The following is a 16813-nucleotide window of genomic DNA, read 5'->3' as shown; positions in this document are numbered from 1 at the left end:
TCGAAGGGTGGGTGCATCGATCTTGATCAATCGCAACCTAAAAGGCATCGTCCATGCCGCATGATCTATCTCTGCTCGGGGCCAAACCGAGATCTCTTCCTCTCCTGACAAGCCCGATCGCGCGTAAGCTTGAGACGCATATCGCCCTCTTGCCTGAAGACAAGGCGGCTCTCGCCTCGCTCGAAATCCGCAAGCGCGTCTTTGCGAAAGGAAGTGACATCACCCATGAGGGGCAATCACGCCAAAGCGCATATATCCTCTGTGCGGGCTGGGCCTGCTCCTACAAGCTGATGCGCAATGGAACGCGACAGGTCATCAATTTCCACGTCCCCGGCGACCTCATAGGCATCCGACGAATTCTGCTTCCCAATTGCGATGACAGCCTTTGCGCCATAACTCGCGTCGAGGTCGGAGAGATAAATCTCGAAGAGCTGGCCGAAGCATTTCACGGCAACGGCCACCTCGCCATGTCGATACTCTGGTCCACCTTGCGGGACGAGGCCATTCTCGTCCAGCATCTGGTTGACGTCGGCCGGCGGCGACCCATCGACAGGGTGGCCCATTTTTTCCTTGAGCTGAGCTCGCGATTGAACCTCGTCGGCCTAGGCACGAAGACGGCATATCAATGTCCCCTGACCCAATCGCTGATCGCCGACGCACTGGGTTTGACCGCAGTTCATTTCAATCGTGTTCTCAGGCAATTACGCGAGCTGAACGCGATGAGATTTCATGAAGGATGGGTCGAACTCCTCGACCCCAAAAGACTGGAGCGTCTGGCTGATTTTGATTCGTCGTACCTGCAATAGCGAAGCGGCAGAAGGGCCGCCCTGCGCCCTTATGCCGCCCTTTTTTTTATCCCGTAGTCACGCCGGCAGGAGCCTGAGGCGTTGCATCGGTGGAAAGGCAAGCGCGATAGCCACCGCCCCAAGCCCGACCATGGACGACCCGATGAACAGCCAGGAATAATTCCCGAACGTATCGAAGATCCAGCCGCCGGCCAGCGGACCGAATGCCATGCCGATGCTCGACAGCATCGTCGCCGCGCCAAAGACGGTGCCGATGACGCGCGGGCCGAAATATTCGCGCGCCAGCACCGCATAGAGCGGCATGACCCCGCCATAGGCGCTGCCGAAGATGACGGCGAGCGCGTAGAATTCGCCGAGCTGGCTGACGAGGAGATAGGTCGCAAGTGCCACTGCCTGGACCAGCAGCCCGGCGACCAGCACCGGCTTGACGCCGATCCGGTCAGCGAGCGTGCCATAGAGAAGCCGGCCGCCAAGCCCCGCCAGCCCCTCGACGCTGTAGATGCTGACGGCCGCCATCGGCGCGACACCGCAGATCGTCGCGTAGCTCACCATATGGAAGATCGGCCCCGAATGGGCGGCACAGCAGGCAAAGAAGGTGCCGCCGAGAACAAGAAACTGCGGCGAACGGAATATCTGCCCGAACGGCACGCGGGGACCATCAGTCGCCGCATCGACCACGGGATCGTTGGCGCTCACGGGCGGGCCTCGCACCAAAAGCGCTGCCGGCACCAGCAGGACCCAGGCGAGGATACCGATCAGCATCATCGCCGTCTGCCAGTCATAAGCGGAAATCAGCCAGCGGGCGAAGGGCGAGATCGTCATCGGCGCAACGCCCATGCCGGCGGAGACCAGTGATACAGCGAGACTGCGATTTGTATCGAACCACGCCGTCGTGGTCGCGATCATCGGCGCAAAGAAGGCGCTGGCGGCCAGCCCGACGAGAATGCCGTAGGTCAATTGAAACTGCAGGAGCGACGTCGCCCGGCTCGCAAGCACGAGCGCCAGCCCCAGCAATATTGCTCCGATCAGGACAACGATGCGGGGTCCGAAACGATCGCTTGCCGCTCCCCACATGAAACCGCCAAGACCCATTACCAGGAAATTGAGGGTCATCGCGCTTGCGATGCCGGCATGCGACCAATTGGTGGCGGCCACGATCGGCACCTGGAAAATCGCCAGCGAAAACATCGCGCCGAGTGCGACACAGGTCATCAGCGCACCGGCGCCCACGATCACCCAACGATAGGAAATGCTCATCCGCTCAACTCCCCTGCCCACGAGATCAACCCTCGGCTCGGCAACCGCCGTACCGACTATGATCTAATGACGTTCGACCCCACCCGATTTCGACATCTCCCTCTCAAATTTTCTCGTACGGGCCATTTTTTTCGACATGCCGTTCATTCATGAACTCAGTTCATAGGCCTTATCAAAAATCGATCCCTAATCGACGGGGCTACCGCACCCTACTTCTTAAGTCGGGTCAGTAGTCCGTTCAGGTCCCTTGGGTCGAGCGGGTGCACCCGACAAGTGTCGAAGCTGTTGCAACAGCGTTTGCCGCATGAGCCGCGCTTTATGCGCTTCACCTCATCATGACATGGAGCTTGATATGCACAATCCTGTCGACCTGGAAATCTCCCGACGCGACCTTCTGGTGGCAACTGCCGCATCCGTTGCGATCACCGCCGCACCGTCTGTGGCGGGCGCTCAAACGCCCACCCCCGAAACGCCCTTCTCCTCGAAGGTCTCCTTCACCGTGAACGGCGAGGTTCGCGATCTCGATATCGACACACGCACCAGCCTGTTGGACGCCTTGCGGGAACATCTGCATCTGACCGGCACCAAGAAGGGCTGCGACCATGGCCAGTGCGGCGCCTGCACCGTCATCGTCGACGGCCGGCGTATCAACTCCTGTCTGACGCTTGCCGTCATGCATGAGGGCGACACCATCACCACCATCGAGGGGCTCGGCAAACCCGGCAACCTCCATCCGATGCAGGCCGCCTTCGTCAAGCATGACGGCTTCCAGTGCGGCTATTGCACACCCGGCCAGATCTGTTCGGCCGTCGCGGTGCTCGAAGAGATCAGGGCCAACGTGCCGAGCCATGTCAGCGGCGACCTGACCGTCGAGGCCAGAGTGAGCCCCGACGAGATCCGCGAGCGCATGAGCGGCAATATCTGTCGGTGCGGCGCCTATTCCAACATTCTCGATGCCATCAGCGAAGTTGCGGGGAGACAAGCATGAAAGCCTTCAGCTACGAACGCGCCTCCTCGGTGGAGGCAGCCGCAAAGGCCGCGGCAGGCACCAAGGGTGCCAAATTCATCGCCGGCGGCACCAACCTGCTCGATCTGATGAAGTTGCAGATCGAGACGCCGACACATCTGATCGATGTCAATGGCCTGGCGCTGGACAAGATCGAGGCAACGCCCGAGGGCGGGCTTCGTATCGGTGCGCTCGTGCGCAACACGGATCTGGCGTCCGACGAACGGGTCCGCCGTGACTACGGCCTCCTGTCGCGCGCCCTGCTTACCGGCGCCTCAGGCCAATTGCGCAACAAGGCGACGACCGCGGGCAACCTGCTTCAGCGCACACGCTGTCCCTATTTCTACGACACCAACCAGCCGTGCAACAAACGCCAGCCCGGCAGCGGCTGCGCGGCCATCGGCGGCTTCAGCCGCCAGCATGCGGTGATCGGCGTCAGCGACGCCTGCATCGCCACGCATCCGAGCGACATGGCGATCGCCATGCGCGCGCTGGACGCGACCGTCGAAACCGTGCGGCCCGATGGCGCCACACGCCGCATCCCGATCGCCGATTTCCATCGCCTGCCGGGAGATACCCCGCATGTGGAGACGGTACTCGAGCCCGGTGAATTGATCACCGCTGTGACGCTCCCCAAGCCGATCGGCGGCAAGCACATCTACCGCAAGGTCCGCGACCGCGCATCCTATGCCTTCGCACTGGTTTCGATCGGCGCGATCGTGCAGCCGGATGGAACCGGCCGTGTTGCCGTCGGCGGCATCGCGCACAAGCCCTGGCGCGTCGAGGCGGCAGAAGCCGATCTGCCGAAGGGCGCAAGAGCGGTCACGGACACACTGCTCGCCGGCGCACATCCCACCGAACAGAACGCCTTCAAGGTTACGCTCGTCGAGCGCACGCTCGGCGCTGTTCTTGCCGAAGCGAGGGGATAAGAAGATGAGATTCGACACACCAGCCACCACAAACCCGATCGACCAGCTCAAGGTCGTCGGCCAGCCCATCGAGCGTATCGATGGCCAGCTGAAAACAACGGGCACGGCCCGTTATGCCTATGAGCAGCATGATGTCGTGCCCAACCAGGCCTATGGTTATGTCGTCGGCTCGTCCATCGCCAAGGGACGGATCACATCCTACGATCTCGCCGAAGCGCGCGCGGCACCCGGCGTCATTACCATCGTGACGGCGGCCAATGCCGGCAAGCTCGGCAAGGGCCGTTTCAACACCGCCAAATTGCTGGGCGGGCCCGATATCGAACACTACCATCAGGCCGTTGCCCTTGTCGTCGCCGAGACCTTCGAACAGGCCCGCGCGGCGGCGCAGCTCGTTCGCATAGGCTACGCAGCCGAAAATGCCTCCTACCTGCTTGCCGGGGCAAAGGACAGGGCGGGGACACCGGACCGAGGCACGCCCGATACCGCCGTCGGCGACTTTGCCGGCGCCTTCGCAGCAGCCCCCGTCAAGCTGGACGAAACCTACACCACACCCGACCACGCGCATGCGATGATGGAGCCGCATGCCTCGATCGCGGTGTGGAACGGCGACGATCTGACGCTGTGGACCTCGAACCAGATGATCAACTGGAGCAAGGGTGACGTGGCGACGACGCTTGGCATTGCACCGGACAAGGTTCGCCTGATCTCGCCCTTCATCGGCGGTGGCTTCGGCGGCAAGCTGTTCGTCCGCACGGATGCCATCCTTGCCGCACTCGGCGCGCGTGCCGCCCGCCGGCCGGTCAAGGTGGCGCTGACGCGGCCGTTCATGTTCAACAACACCACGCATCGCCCGGCAACGATCCAGAGGATCCGGATCGGCGCAACGCCGGACGGCAAGATTACCGCGATCGGCCATGAGGGCTGGTCCGCCAATCTGGAGGGCGGCGGGCCTGAGAACGCCGTGCAGCAGACGCGGTTGCTCTATGCCGGCGCCAACCGGATGACGGCAACGCGCCTTTCCATTCTCAACCTTCCGGAAGGCAACGCCATGCGCGCGCCGGGCGAGGCACCGGGCCTGATGGCGCTCGAGATCGCCATGGACGAGATGGCGGAGAAGCTCGGTCTCGATCCGGTCCAGTTCCGCATCCTCAACGACACGCAGGTCGATCCGGAAAACCCGGAGCGTCCTTTCTCGCAACGTCGATTGATCGAATGCCTGCAAACCGGCGCCGACCGCTTCGGATGGAACGACCGCAATGCCAGGCCCGGCAGCCGGCGCGACGGACGCTGGCTCGTAGGAATGGGCGTCGCCGTCGGTTTCCGCAACAACCTGCTGATGAAGTCCGGCGCGCGCGTCCGGCTCGATAGCCGTGGCGTCGTCACCGTAGAGACCGACATGACCGACATCGGCACCGGAACCTACACCATCATCGCCCAGACGGCTGCCGAGATGATGGGCCTGCCCATGCACAAGGTCGAGGTCCGGCTGGGAGATTCCTCCTTCCCCGTCTCCGCCGGTTCCGGCGGGCAATGGGGCGCCAACAACTCCACCTCGGGCGTCTATGCCGCCTGCGTGAAGCTGCGCGAAGCCGTGGCCCAGAAGCTGGGCTTCAATTCGGCCGATATCGTCTTTGCTGATGAGCAGGTCCGCTCGGGCAACCGATCCGTTCCGCTCACAGAAGCCGCCGGCGACGGGCTGGTCGGGGAGGACAGCATCGAATACGGCGATCTCGACAAGACCCACCAGCAATCGACCTTCGGCGCCCACTTCGTCGAGGTCGGCGTCGATATGGCGACCGGCGAGACACGCGTCCGGCGTATGCTGGCCGTCTGCGCGGCGGGGCGCATCCTCAATCCGATCACGGCGCGCAGCCAAGTGATCGGCGCGATGACGATGGGCGTCGGCGGGGCACTGACGGAGGAACTCGCCGTCGACACGACAAGGGGCTTCTTCGTCAACCATGATCTCGCGGGCTACGAGGTGCCTGTCCATGCCGACATCCCGCATCAAGACGTCATCTTCCTCGACGAGACCGACCCGATGTCATCGCCGATGAAGGCCAAGGGCTTCGGCGAACTCGGCCTTTGCGGCGTCGCCGCCGCCATCGCCAACGGCATCTACAATGCAACCGGCGTCAGGGTGCGTCATTATCCCATTACCCTCGACAAACTCATCCACGACCTACCCGAGATGAGCTGACCGACCCTTCGGACAGGCGGCGGAAAGCTTCCGCTGCCTGTCCTTTCTCCAACAGCAGACCTGCGGCCGTGAGGCCGTCGGCCCACTCATGAACTGGTCGCATAAGCCCATGCGGTCCGAGCGATATAATCGCGGGATCGGGCGCGCGCTATACTGCTCGGCGGAACGGACGGAGCAGGATATCCGGACACCCAACGAAAGGACTTGTCGATGAAGCATCTTATCGCCACCGCCGTAATCATGGGACTGCCTGCACTGGCCATGGCCCAATCAGAACAGTCAACAAATAGGTTCGACATGCCGACGACATCGATCGAGGAAATGAAAGCCGTCTCTCCTGCCCTGGAACATTATGCTAGAGAACGGCTTGCCGCCGATCTGTGGAAGCGCACGGACCTCAGCCCACACGACCGGAGCCTCGTTACAGTGGCCGCGCTCATCGCCACCGGCCAGTCGGGCGAGCTGCCGCAATATATGGATATGGCCTTGGAGAACGGCGTGAAGCCGGCCGAGATTTCCGAGACCATCACCCATCTCGCCTTCTATACCGGCTGGCCGAATGCGATGTCGGCGCTCAAGGTCGCCAGGCATGTCTTCCAGAGCCACGGCATCGGCGCCGACCAGCTTCCGCCGGCCCAGGATGCCACCCTCCCCCTGAACGAAGAGGCGGAAACACGGCGGGTCGCGATGGTCGATCAAGCACTGGGGCCGGACTTCAAGGATCTGGCGGGATATACGACTGACGTCCTGTTCAAGGACCTGTGGCTACGCCCGGCGCTTGCGCCGCGTGACCGCAGCCTTGTGACGATCAGCGCCTTGGTCGCTACCGGCCGCGTCGCCCAGCTCACGGGCCACACCAATATCGGCATGAACAACGGCCTGACGAAGCAGGAAATTTCCGGCGTAGTCACGCATCTGGCATTCTATTCCGGTTGGCCGAACGCGATGTCGGCAGCACCGGTTGTGAGGAAAGTATTCGAAGAACGCGGAAGCTGAGCCGGATACCAGATCGTCCGAATCGAGCCTACCCTCGGTCCCGATAGCGCAGCGCCTCCACCAGCAATGCGAAGGCGGCCGAGGGCTGGCGCCGGCTCGGGTAATAGAGATGATAGCCGGGAAAGGACGGGCACCAGTCCTCCAGCACACACACCAGGCTACCGTTGGCAAGATGCCCTCTGACATGGTCCTCCATCACGAAAGCCAGCCCGAAGCCTGCGACAGCGGCGCGCATCATCATGTCGCCATTGTTGAAGACGAGCTGCCCCTCGACACGCACCCGCACCTCGCGCCCATCTTTCTCCAATTCCCAGGCGTAAAGACCGCCGGCACTGCGCAGACGTAGATTGATGCATTGATGGTCGGCCAGATCCTGCGGCGTAAGCGGGATTTTTCTCTGCTCGAAATAGGCGGGCGAGCCGACCACAATCATGCGGATATCGGGGCTGATGCGTGTCGCGATCATATCCTTGGCGAGCGCCTCGCCAAGCCGGACACCGGCGTCGAAGCGTTCCGTCACGATATCGGTGAGCCCGGAATCGATGCTCAACTCGACATGGATATCCGGATAGTTCGGCAGGAACTTCTCAAGCGCCGGCCACAGGACGGTGTTGGCGGCATGTTCGGAGGTGGTGATGCGGATCGTGCCGGCCGGCTTTTCGCGCAATTCGCCGAGCGAGGAGAGTTCCGTGCCGATACTGTCGAGCGCCGGCTTCAACGTGGCAAGCAGCCGCTCCCCGGCTTCGGTCGGCGCGAGGCTGCGGGTGGTGCGGGTCAACAGACGCACGCCAACCCGCGTTTCCAGTCGCCGGATGGTATGGCTCAATGCAGATTGAGAAGTGCCGAGCTTGGCGGCGGCACGGGTAAAGCTCCGCTCCTCGGCCACGATCAGAAAGGCATTGAGATCGACCAGTTCCTCGCGTCGCATTCATGAACTCCAGACATGACTACATGCGACTTATAGTGGCTAATTGTCGGAATGTCCCGCGACTAAACTGGCTTTGCGATTTTTGGAGGCTGGCGGCCATCGACGCAGCCGGCCGTTTCATTGCAAGGAAACTGAAAATGCAGATCAAACACAGCGGCGCGCAGCCTTCGCGAAAGGGACCCGAGGACTACTTCACCGGGATCGTACGCGTCGACGCACCGTTCAACGGCAGCGGCAATCTGAGCGGAGGAACCGTCACCTTCGAGCCGGGCGCGCGAACCGCATGGCACACACATCCGCTTGGCCAGACGCTGCTGGTGGTGTCCGGTATCGGCCGGGTTCAGCGGGAAGGCGGACCTGTCGAGGACATCCGCCCCGGCGACATCGTCTGGTTCGAGCCCGGCGAAAAGCACTGGCACGGCGCCGCGCCTGATTGCGCGATGTCGCATGTCGCCATCGTCGAAATGCTGGATGGCAAGGCCGTCGACTGGATGGAGAAGGTCACCGACAGGGAGTATGGCGGCTGACGGCACAATTCGACGAAGCGTGAAGAAGATCAGCCGCGGGTGCAGTAGCGCCCGCGGCTGATTTTTTGTTTTCGCTCGATAGCGATGCGGATTGATGTCGATCAGATCTTCCGGCTTGAGGCGAGCGACCGTGCGCAAACGAAGCTGCCGATCCCGGCAAGGGCGATCACCCAGCCCATTGGCCAGGGCGTACCGTCGGCAAAGGTGCCGACCAGTGCCGAGCCGAAGATGCCGCTGCCGTAATGGAGCGCACCGACCAGGGCGGACACGGTGCCGGCACGTTCCGGGAAATCGGTCAGCGCGCCGGCAATCGAGTTGGCGACGATGAAGCCGGTTGCGGAGATGAACAGGAAGAGCGGCACGACCAGGCCCCAGAGCCCACCCCAGTCCGTCCATGCCGCCATGGCAAGCACGACGCCGGAAAGCGCGGCGGCGGCGCTGCCATGGAGCAGCAGGCGGTCACCGCCGAAGCGGGACACCAGCCGCGAATTCGCGATATTGGCGATCATGATCCCGACAATGCCGATGGCGAATAACAGACCATAAAGCCCGGCCGGCACATGATGATAGGTGATATAGGCAAAGGGCGTGCCGGCAATGTAGGCGTAGATGCCGCCATAGAGGAAGCCGCCAGTGCCCGCATAGCCGAGCAGGCGGCGATGACGCAGAAGCGTACCATATCCGATAATCGCGCGCCCAAGCGGCTGGAGGTTACGCCGCTCGGCCGGCAATGTCTCCGGCAGCGTGAAGAGCGCCGCAAGGGTCAGCAGCCCGACACCCACCAGTGTCCAGAAGATTGCCCGCCATCCGGCAAACGCAAGGATCTGCCCACCCACGACCGGCCCCAGCAAGGGCGCGATCGCCATCACGGTCATCAGCGTCGACATCATCTGCGCCGCACGGCTGCCTTCGTAGAGATCACGCACCATCGCCCGCGACAACACGACACCGGCACAGGCCCCGACCGCCTGCACGATACGCCATCCGATCATTGTCGAGGCGCGGCCGGCCATGGCGCATCCGGCCGAACCGATGACGAACAGCACGAGCCCGATCGCCACCGGCAGGCGACGGCCGTAACGGTCGCCGACCGGACCCCAGAGAAGCTGCCCGAGGCTGAAACCGATGAGGAAGCCGGAAATCGTCAACTCGATGGCGCCCGTGTCGGCACCGAGATCCCGGCCCATCGCCGGCATGGCCGGGAGATAGAGATCCGTCGAGATCGATGCGAAGCCCATGAGCGCGCTCAGGACCGCGAGCACACGCCATCCGTGGCTTGCGGCCCCAACGATCTTTCCCGTGTCTGGAGCATCTGCAACGGGAGTGCCGGCAGTTCCTGTTGTTAACTTGACTGCGGTTTTCGCCTGGTTGGGCATCGGATTACAGTTCCTGTGCGATCGAGAGGAAGACAGTGCCGTTGATGTGCTCAAACCCGGCATGCTTCAATCTTGAAAAGGATGGAGCCCGCGCGGCAGGCGCACGGGCTCGGATCACAATAGGGATTGCTGGCGTCTCAGAGACCGACGGTCTTCAGCAGGTGCTCGGGATAGCGCTCGCCCTCAACGCCGATCTCGGCTGCAGCAAGCTGGATCCGCGCCAGATCGTCCGAGGTCAGTTCGATATCGGCGGCAGCGAGGTTTTCCTCCAGCCGGTGCAGCTTCGTGGTGCCGGGGATCGGCACGATCCAGGGCTTCTGCGCCAGGAGCCAGGCGAGTGCGATCTGGGCAGTCGTCGCGCTCTTCGCGTCGGCGATGGTCTTGAGCAGGTCGATCAAGGCCTGATTCTTCTCCATTGCCTCCGGCGTGAAGCGCGGCAGGATCTTGCGGAAGTCGTTCTCGCTGAGCTTGGTGTCCTTGCCCATCGCACCGGTCAGGAAGCCCTTGCCGAGTGGGCTGTAGGCGACCAGGCCGATGCCGAGCTCTTCGCAGGCCTCAAGGATACCGTTGGTCTCCGGTCCGCGGGTCCAGAGCGAATATTCGTTCTGCAGCGCCGTGATCGGCTGTACGGCATGCGCGCGGCGAACCGTCTGCGCGCCGGGCTCCGACAGACCAAAATGCTTGACCTTGCCCTCGGCGATCAGCTCCTTGACGGTACCGGCAACATCCTCGATCGGCACGTTGGGATCGACGCGATGCTGGTAGAGAAGATCGATGACCTCGACGCCCAGCCGCTTGAGCGAGGCTTCGGCTACCTTGCGGATGTTTTCCGGCCGACTGTCCAGGCCGTTCGACTTCCTGGTCTCCGGATCGATCGCGAAGCCGAATTTCGTTGCGATCACCACTTGATCGCGGACCGGCGCCAGCGCCTCGCCGACCATCTCCTCGTTGGTGAAAGGGCCATAGATCTCCGCGGTATCGAAGAAGGTGACGCCGCGTTCGACCGCTTGGCGGATCAGCGTGACGCCTTCCTGCGTGCCCAGTGCATGACCGTAGCCGAAGTTCAGGCCCATGCAGCCGAAGCCGATGGCCGAAACTTCCAGGCCGCTTTTGCCAAGTATACGCTTTTTCATTGTTCTTCCTCTTGCGCCCACCCGTCGTGAGCGCTCAATTGTTATGATGAGGAGAAAATAGGCCGCGCCGTGCGTCGCGATTAGTCGGCGGAATTGGCATGACGTTATGTTCCCAGTTCATGAATGCTTCATGAGATTACATGAGGCACATGCAGAGAAAGAGAGAACAATGAAGAGAGCGTATTTCCTGGCGACTATGTTCGCGGCGCTGAATTTGACAGCGAACATGGCCATCGCCGAAGACGGCGCGCTGGCGGAGATCCAGAAGGCGGGCGTGATCAAGATCGGCACGACGGGCGACTACAAGCCTTTCAGCTACAAGGGCGCGGATGGCAGCTTGACCGGTGCGGATATAGCCATGGGCAAGGATCTGGCCACAAGCCTCAACGTCAAGCCGGAATTCGTGATGACGACATGGAAGACCATGCTGGACGATTTCAAGGCCGGCAAGTTCGACGTCGCGCTCGGCGGCATTACGGTCAACCCCGCGCGCGCCGAAGTCGGCGATTTTTCCCTACCCAACGTCAGTGACGGCAAGCGCCCTATCGCCCGCTGCGCAGACAAGGACAAATATGCGACGCTGGAGGCGATCGACCAGCCTTCGGTGCGCGTGATCGTCAATCCGGGCGGCACCAACTACAAGTTCGCCCATGAGCATTTCTCCAAGGCGCCGATCGAGGAGTTTGCGGACAACAAGGCAATCTTCGACGAGATCGCGGCTGACAAGGCCGACGTCATGATCACCGACGGCATAGAGGTGGATATTCAATCCAAGCTGCATCCCGGCGTGCTGTGCCCGGTTGCGGTCAAGGAGCCCTTCACCCATTTCGACAATGCCTATCTGCTGCGCAAGGACCCAGCATTGAAGGCGGCCGTGGACGCATTTATGCGCAAGCAACTGGACAGTGGCGATTGGAAGAAGAAGCTCGACGCCGCGATCCAGTGAAAACACCCAGGTCGGCTCAAGCCCTATTTTTTGCAGTGACCGCGTACTACGAAGGGAAGACGACCGTCTTCCCTTCGCCAGTGCCTGCAATGTAATCGCCGATAACGTCTACCGGCAATTTCTTGTCGTTCAGCTTGCCATCTTCCGCGTATCCGCCGCCTGCTCGTAATAATGGCCGAACTGGCTTTTCAGGAACAGGTCGAGCCCGATATCCTCCTGGCGGACAAAACCGCGATTGGGCAGATGTCCGTGGCTGAGCATGTCGAGCACCGCGCAAATGCTCGACGCAGTGGTGATCTGGATGGCGCTCATCGGGCGGCCGGCAACCACCGCGCTATAGACCTTGTTCGCATAGGTTTCCTGCACGAGGCGGCCGTTTCTCCAGCCGGAAACGGTGACGAAAATGATGACGACGTCCTGCAGGGTGGACGGCAAGGAATGCTCAAGAATGTCCTTCAGGACTTCGCGGCGATGACGCAGGCCGAGGTCGTTCAGAAGCGCTTTCATGATCGCCGCATGCCCCGGATAGCGGATCGTGCGGTAGTTCAGCGTCCTGACCTTGCCCTCCAGCGTTTCGCAAAGGGTACCGAGCCCGCCGGATGTGTTGAAGGCCTCGTAGGTGACGCCGTCCAGCGAGAATTCCTCCCGCTCTTCCATCGCCGGAACCTGAACAAGCTTCCCCTCGACGATCGCCTCGCATGGCTCGATGTATTCGTTGATGACGCCGTCAGTGCTCCAGGTGAGATTGTAGTTCAGGGCATTGGACGGATATTGCGGCAGAGCGCCGACGCGAAGGCGGACGCTGTCGAGGCTGTCGAAACGGCTGGCGAGGTCGTTGGCGACGATCGAGATAAATCCCGGCGCAAGCCCGCATTGCGGAATGAAGGCGGTATTTGCGGTTTGCGCGATGGCCTTGACCCGTCTGGTCGATGCGACATCCTCGGTCAGGTCGAGATAGTGGACGCCAGCCTTTGCCGCCGCTTCCGCAATGGCTATCGTCAGATGGAAGGGGGCGGCGCTGAGAACGGCGAAGCTGCCGGAAAGAACTGCGGTGAGCGCCGAGGCGTCAGTAATGTCGACCTGGGCGACGCTCAGCGCGGTACTCGTCTCGATTTGCGCAAGATGTTCCTCGCTACGGTCTACGACCGTCACGCGGTATTCGCCGGAATGAACAAGCAGGCGGGCAATCGTCGATCCGATCTTACCAGCGCCGATAACAACGATGTTTTTCATATCAGTTCCCAAACATTGATCGTAATTTTTATACTTTTTTTATTCTCGACAGCTTGGTTGATTCACAGCGCTGGAATGATAAAAATGAATGGCACTTTCCTACAAAATGCCGTTGGATTTGATCAGAATGACGTTATCGGAAAAAGATCGGCAGCTCCTGTCCTTCCTCAGCGAAAATGCCAGGATTCCAACCGCCACGCTCGCCCGCAAACTCGGGCTTTCGCGCACGACCGTGCAGACGAAAATCGAGCGTCTTGAGCGCGATGGCGTGATCGCCGGTTACGGTGTTCGGCTGTCTGATGGCTTCGAAAGCGGCCTCGTGAAGGCGCATGTGCTTATCACATTGACGGCCAAAATGCTCGGCCGCGTGACGCAGGAATTGCAGGCGATCCCTCACGTCCGGTCGGTCTATTCCGTCAGCGGCAGCTTCGATCTGATCGCGATTATCGCCGCCGCGTCGATCAGCGAACTGGACAAGGTGATCGACAAGATCGGCGAGATGGATGGAGTCGAAAAAACGCTGTCATCGATCATATTGTCGACCCGCATCGACCGCTGACGGCAAGGCCCTATCGGAAGCGCGACGCCGCGAAAGGCCCGATGTCGATCGGCGGTGGCCGTCTGGAAAACGAGGCAGCGACCAGCTCTCCGGTCTTCGGGCCGGCCGCAAGCCCGACATGGCCATGACCGAAGGCATGCATGATGTCGGCCGTCGCGCTCGAGCGCGAGATGACGGGCAGGCCATCGGGGGTCGAGGGGCGGTTGCCCTGCCAGCGCAGGACCGTCATATCCTCCGGGTTCTTCCCGAGATCCGGATAGGTGCTGAGAAGCTGCCGCAGCAGGATATCCGCCCGCCTCCAGTCAGGTGCCGCATCGACGCTGGCAAGCTCCACCTGTCCCGATGCCCGCAGCCGGCCGGGCATCATGGTATTGGCCATCTTGCCGTCGCTCGGCATGATCGGAATGCGCGGCCCTGTCTTGGGATCGACGACCTCGACATGATAGCCTCGCTCGCTTTCCAGTGGGATACGATCGCCAACCATTCTTGCCAACGCCTTCGAGCGAATTCCAGCCGCGATGACGGCACCGTCGCATTCGATCGGACCGGCATCGGTATCGACAGCCGTGAGGCGACCGTCCTTTATCCTGAAGCCGGTTGCGCCCGCCTTCACCAGTCGAGCGCCTTTGCCAAGCGCGCGCTGCACTAGCAACGAAACATAGGCGCCGGGATCCACGCAATGCCCACCAGCCTCAACGAACGCGGCAAATGTATAGCGCCGATTGAGAGAGGGTTCGAAAGCATGCAGCTCCTCGCCCGACAGCTCCCGCCATGCAACGCTATTGTCGCGCCGCAGCCCCCAGGCGAAAGCATCAGCCTCAAAACTTGCTCGGTCGGGATAGACATAGAGCAGGCCGTCCTGCCGGATCATATCCGCCTGTCCGCAATCGGCTGCGATGGCGCGATGGCGCATCGGCGCGTCCGACAGCAGCGAGGACAGGATTTTCGCCGTTCGCTGCACCTTGGCGAGCGTTGAGCCCGCGCTGAGGAAACGCAGCAGCCATGGCGCAAGCGGCAAAAGATGTCCCCAACGGATGGTCAACGGTCCCTCAGGATCGAGAAGGTAAGCCGGCACTTTCTTCCAGAGGCCCGGAACCGACATCGGGATGATCGAGGCCGGGCTGAGGAAGGCTCCGTTGCCATAACTCGCCGCCTGCCTGTCACCCGGCTCGCCAGGTTCGATGATCGTCACACGATGCCCGTCCCTCAGCAGCGCGAGTGCGCTGCAGGCACCAACGATGCCACATCCGATGACGGCGATGTGCTTTGGGGCGGTGTTCGGCATTCTGGTCCCTCGAAGGAGTAATGGATGATGTTGTCCCATGCGGCAGCGTGCAGCGCATGACTGCGCGAGGCAGGAGCGATGTCCTGCGTCAAACTCATGCTTTGAATTGCTGCGCCAGGGCCGCTCGCCGAGACTCGGCAGGCACGGTCAGCTTGGATGCGGCGGGCCTGCAAGCCCGGTATGAAAGTGGCTGAGAAAGCTGCGTGTTGCCGGATGGTTCGGATTTTCGATCATCTGCCGGGCATCGCCCTGTTCGACAACGCATCCGTCGCGCATGAAGATCACCTGATCGGCGACATCGCGGGCAAAGGCCATTTCATGCGTCACCAGCAGCATGGTCATGCCTTCGGCAGCCAGCGAGCGCACCACCGCGAGAACCTCGCCAACCAATTCGGGATCGAGCGCCGAGGTCGCCTCGTCAAACAGCATCACTTCCGGCTGCATGGCAAGAGCGCGGGCGATGGCGACACGTTGCTTTTGCCCGCCGGAAAGCTGCTCGGGCTTTGATTTGGCCTTGTCCGCCAGCCCGACCTTCTCCAGCAGCGCATGGGCACGCTCGCGAGCCTCGGCCTTGGTCACGCCAAGCACCGTGACCGGCCCTTCCATCACGTTTTCCTCAACGTTCATATGCGGAAAGAGGTTGAAGCTTTGGAAGACCATGCCGGTCCTCGCGCGGAAGGATGCAAGCTCCCTATCGCGCGGCAGCGTGGTCGAGCGTGAGAAATCCATCGTGTGGTTTCCCACCCGGATATAGCCTTTGTCGGGCACGGTCAGCAGGTTGATGCTGCGCAATAGCGTCGATTTCCCCGAACCGCTGGGGCCGATCAGCGCCACGACGCTGCCTTTCCCGACACTCAAGGTAATATCCTTGAGGACCTCCACCGGTCCGAAGGACTTCTTGACGCCCACGAGCTCAATCATCTTGTCGTCAGACATGGCTTCATTCCTTCTCGGCGCGCGTCATTTTGCCATCCGTGCTTCCAGCCCATGCGCGAGGCGCGTGAGCGGAAACAGGATGATGAAATAGATCACCGCAATCATCGTATAGGTTTCCAGCGGGCGATAACTCGCCGAGGTGATCAACTGGCCCTGATAGAGAAGATCCGGCACGGCAAGCACCGACAGCAGCGACGTGTTCTTTAACTGCAGAACACTCTGGTTCACGAGCGGCGGCAGCATGCGTCTGAGCGCCTGCGGCATGATCACCCGGCGCATGAGTTGGTGCCGGCGCATGCCGATGGCTCGCCCGGCATCCCATTGTCCGGCATCGACGGAGACGATACCGCCGCGAATGATCTCGCTGTAAAACGAAGCGCCGTAGAGCGTCAGCGTGATGAACGCCGCCACCGCCGGCGTGAGTTCGATACCAGACAGGATCGGCAGCGCGTAATAGCACCAGACGAGCTGGACCAGCACCGGCGTACAGCGGAAGATCTCGATGAAACCGGTCAGGAGCACGCTGACAATCTTGAAGTTGGAAAGCCGCGCGAGCGCAATCACACCGCCGACCGTAAGCCCCGAGACCACCGTTATGATGGTGAAGCCGCAGGTATAGAGCGCACCGATCCAGATCAGCTTGCTATATTGCAGCAGAAAGCCGAAATCCCATTGATAACCCACTGAGCAATATCC

At 61.6% G+C, this 16813-nt stretch carries 16 protein-coding genes; 8 read left to right on the top strand and 8 right to left on the bottom strand.

Features of this window, described 5'->3' with window-relative positions; genetic code table 11:
- Nucleotides 1-149: 149 nt before the first annotated feature.
- Nucleotides 150-806, top strand: coding sequence for a Crp/Fnr family transcriptional regulator (locus tag PMI03_RS01935; protein ID WP_229202665.1), 657 nt, complete (start codon nucleotides 150-152; stop codon nucleotides 804-806).
- Between the two features lie 57 nt (nucleotides 807-863).
- Here PMI03_RS01935 and PMI03_RS01930 read toward each other — a convergent pair whose 3' ends face one another.
- Complete coding sequence (locus PMI03_RS01930; protein ID WP_007689290.1) at nucleotides 864-2063, bottom strand: MFS transporter; 1200 nt, start codon at nucleotides 2061-2063, stop codon at nucleotides 864-866.
- 352 nt (nucleotides 2064-2415) lie between these two features.
- Between PMI03_RS01930 and paoA the strand changes: the two genes are divergently transcribed.
- The 4 genes from paoA to PMI03_RS01910 all read left to right on the top strand — a co-directional run bounded on the left by paoA (nucleotide 2416) and on the right by PMI03_RS01910 (nucleotide 7194).
- Nucleotides 2416-3051 (top strand): aldehyde dehydrogenase iron-sulfur subunit PaoA, encoded by a 636-nt coding sequence (gene paoA / locus PMI03_RS01925; RefSeq protein ID WP_007689289.1) that lies wholly within the window; start codon nucleotides 2416-2418, stop codon nucleotides 3049-3051.
- Entirely contained in the window at nucleotides 3048-3998 is a 951-nt protein-coding gene (locus PMI03_RS01920; protein WP_007689288.1) for a xanthine dehydrogenase family protein subunit M, read from the top strand. The genes paoA and PMI03_RS01920 overlap by 4 nt, the downstream gene beginning before the upstream one ends.
- Before the next feature lie 4 nt (nucleotides 3999-4002).
- Nucleotides 4003-6198, top strand: a complete 2196-nt coding sequence (paoC, locus tag PMI03_RS01915; protein WP_007689287.1) for an aldehyde oxidoreductase molybdenum-binding subunit PaoC — start codon at nucleotides 4003-4005, stop codon at nucleotides 6196-6198.
- Between the two features lie 210 nt (nucleotides 6199-6408).
- Nucleotides 6409-7194, top strand: coding sequence for a carboxymuconolactone decarboxylase family protein (locus tag PMI03_RS01910; RefSeq protein ID WP_007689285.1), 786 nt, complete (start codon nucleotides 6409-6411; stop codon nucleotides 7192-7194).
- 28 nt (nucleotides 7195-7222) lie between these two features.
- On the opposite strand, the gene PMI03_RS01905 is transcribed toward PMI03_RS01910, so the two are convergent.
- Nucleotides 7223-8122, bottom strand: coding sequence for a LysR family transcriptional regulator (locus PMI03_RS01905; RefSeq protein WP_007689283.1), 900 nt, complete (start codon nucleotides 8120-8122; stop codon nucleotides 7223-7225).
- A 137-nt stretch (nucleotides 8123-8259) separates the two neighbouring features.
- Between PMI03_RS01905 and PMI03_RS01900 the strand changes: the two genes are divergently transcribed.
- Nucleotides 8260-8649 carry a cupin domain-containing protein gene (locus PMI03_RS01900; protein ID WP_007689281.1) on the top strand — a complete coding sequence of 130 codons (390 nt, stop codon included), beginning with the start codon at nucleotides 8260-8262 and terminating at the stop codon, nucleotides 8647-8649.
- A 101-nt stretch (nucleotides 8650-8750) separates the two neighbouring features.
- Here PMI03_RS01900 and PMI03_RS01895 read toward each other — a convergent pair whose 3' ends face one another.
- Both PMI03_RS01895 and PMI03_RS01890 read right to left on the bottom strand, forming a co-directional pair.
- On the bottom strand, nucleotides 8751-9911 hold the full coding sequence (locus tag PMI03_RS01895; protein WP_309574298.1) for a multidrug effflux MFS transporter: 1161 nt from the start codon (nucleotides 9909-9911) through the stop codon (nucleotides 8751-8753).
- A gap of 251 nt (nucleotides 9912-10162) precedes the next feature.
- Entirely contained in the window at nucleotides 10163-11158 is a 996-nt protein-coding gene (locus tag PMI03_RS01890; protein WP_007689278.1) for an aldo/keto reductase, read from the bottom strand.
- 169 nt (nucleotides 11159-11327) lie between these two features.
- Between PMI03_RS01890 and PMI03_RS01885 the strand changes: the two genes are divergently transcribed.
- Complete coding sequence (locus PMI03_RS01885; protein ID WP_007689276.1) at nucleotides 11328-12104, top strand: transporter substrate-binding domain-containing protein; 777 nt, start codon at nucleotides 11328-11330, stop codon at nucleotides 12102-12104.
- Between the two features lie 129 nt (nucleotides 12105-12233).
- On the opposite strand, the gene PMI03_RS01880 is transcribed toward PMI03_RS01885, so the two are convergent.
- Nucleotides 12234-13337, bottom strand: coding sequence for a saccharopine dehydrogenase family protein (locus tag PMI03_RS01880; protein WP_007689274.1), 1104 nt, complete (start codon nucleotides 13335-13337; stop codon nucleotides 12234-12236).
- Between the two features lie 127 nt (nucleotides 13338-13464).
- Between PMI03_RS01880 and PMI03_RS01875 the strand changes: the two genes are divergently transcribed.
- Nucleotides 13465-13896: an Lrp/AsnC family transcriptional regulator gene (locus PMI03_RS01875; RefSeq protein WP_007689272.1), complete on the top strand. Its 432-nt coding sequence runs from the start codon at nucleotides 13465-13467 to the stop codon at nucleotides 13894-13896.
- A 10-nt stretch (nucleotides 13897-13906) separates the two neighbouring features.
- On the opposite strand, the gene PMI03_RS01870 is transcribed toward PMI03_RS01875, so the two are convergent.
- The 3 genes from PMI03_RS01870 to PMI03_RS01860 all read right to left on the bottom strand — a co-directional run bounded on the left by PMI03_RS01870 (nucleotide 13907) and on the right by PMI03_RS01860 (nucleotide 16801).
- Nucleotides 13907-15181, bottom strand: a complete 1275-nt coding sequence (locus PMI03_RS01870) for an FAD-binding oxidoreductase (RefSeq protein WP_007689270.1) — start codon at nucleotides 15179-15181, stop codon at nucleotides 13907-13909.
- Nucleotides 15182-15328: 147 nt separating this feature from the next.
- Nucleotides 15329-16117: an amino acid ABC transporter ATP-binding protein gene (locus PMI03_RS01865; RefSeq protein ID WP_007689268.1), complete on the bottom strand. Its 789-nt coding sequence runs from the start codon at nucleotides 16115-16117 to the stop codon at nucleotides 15329-15331.
- Nucleotides 16118-16141: 24 nt separating this feature from the next.
- The gene (locus PMI03_RS01860; protein WP_007689266.1) at nucleotides 16142-16801 is read right to left on the bottom strand and encodes an amino acid ABC transporter permease; all 660 of its coding nucleotides are present in this window, start codon (nucleotides 16799-16801) and stop codon (nucleotides 16142-16144) included.
- Nucleotides 16802-16813 lie beyond the last annotated feature (12 nt).

This window comes from Rhizobium sp. AP16 (genome assembly GCF_000281735.1).
GTDB classification, from domain to species: Bacteria; Pseudomonadota; Alphaproteobacteria; order Rhizobiales; family Rhizobiaceae; genus Rhizobium; species Rhizobium rhizogenes.
The sequence above is the reverse complement of the archived record's forward strand: the minus strand, read 5'-3'. Positions and strand labels throughout refer to the sequence as shown.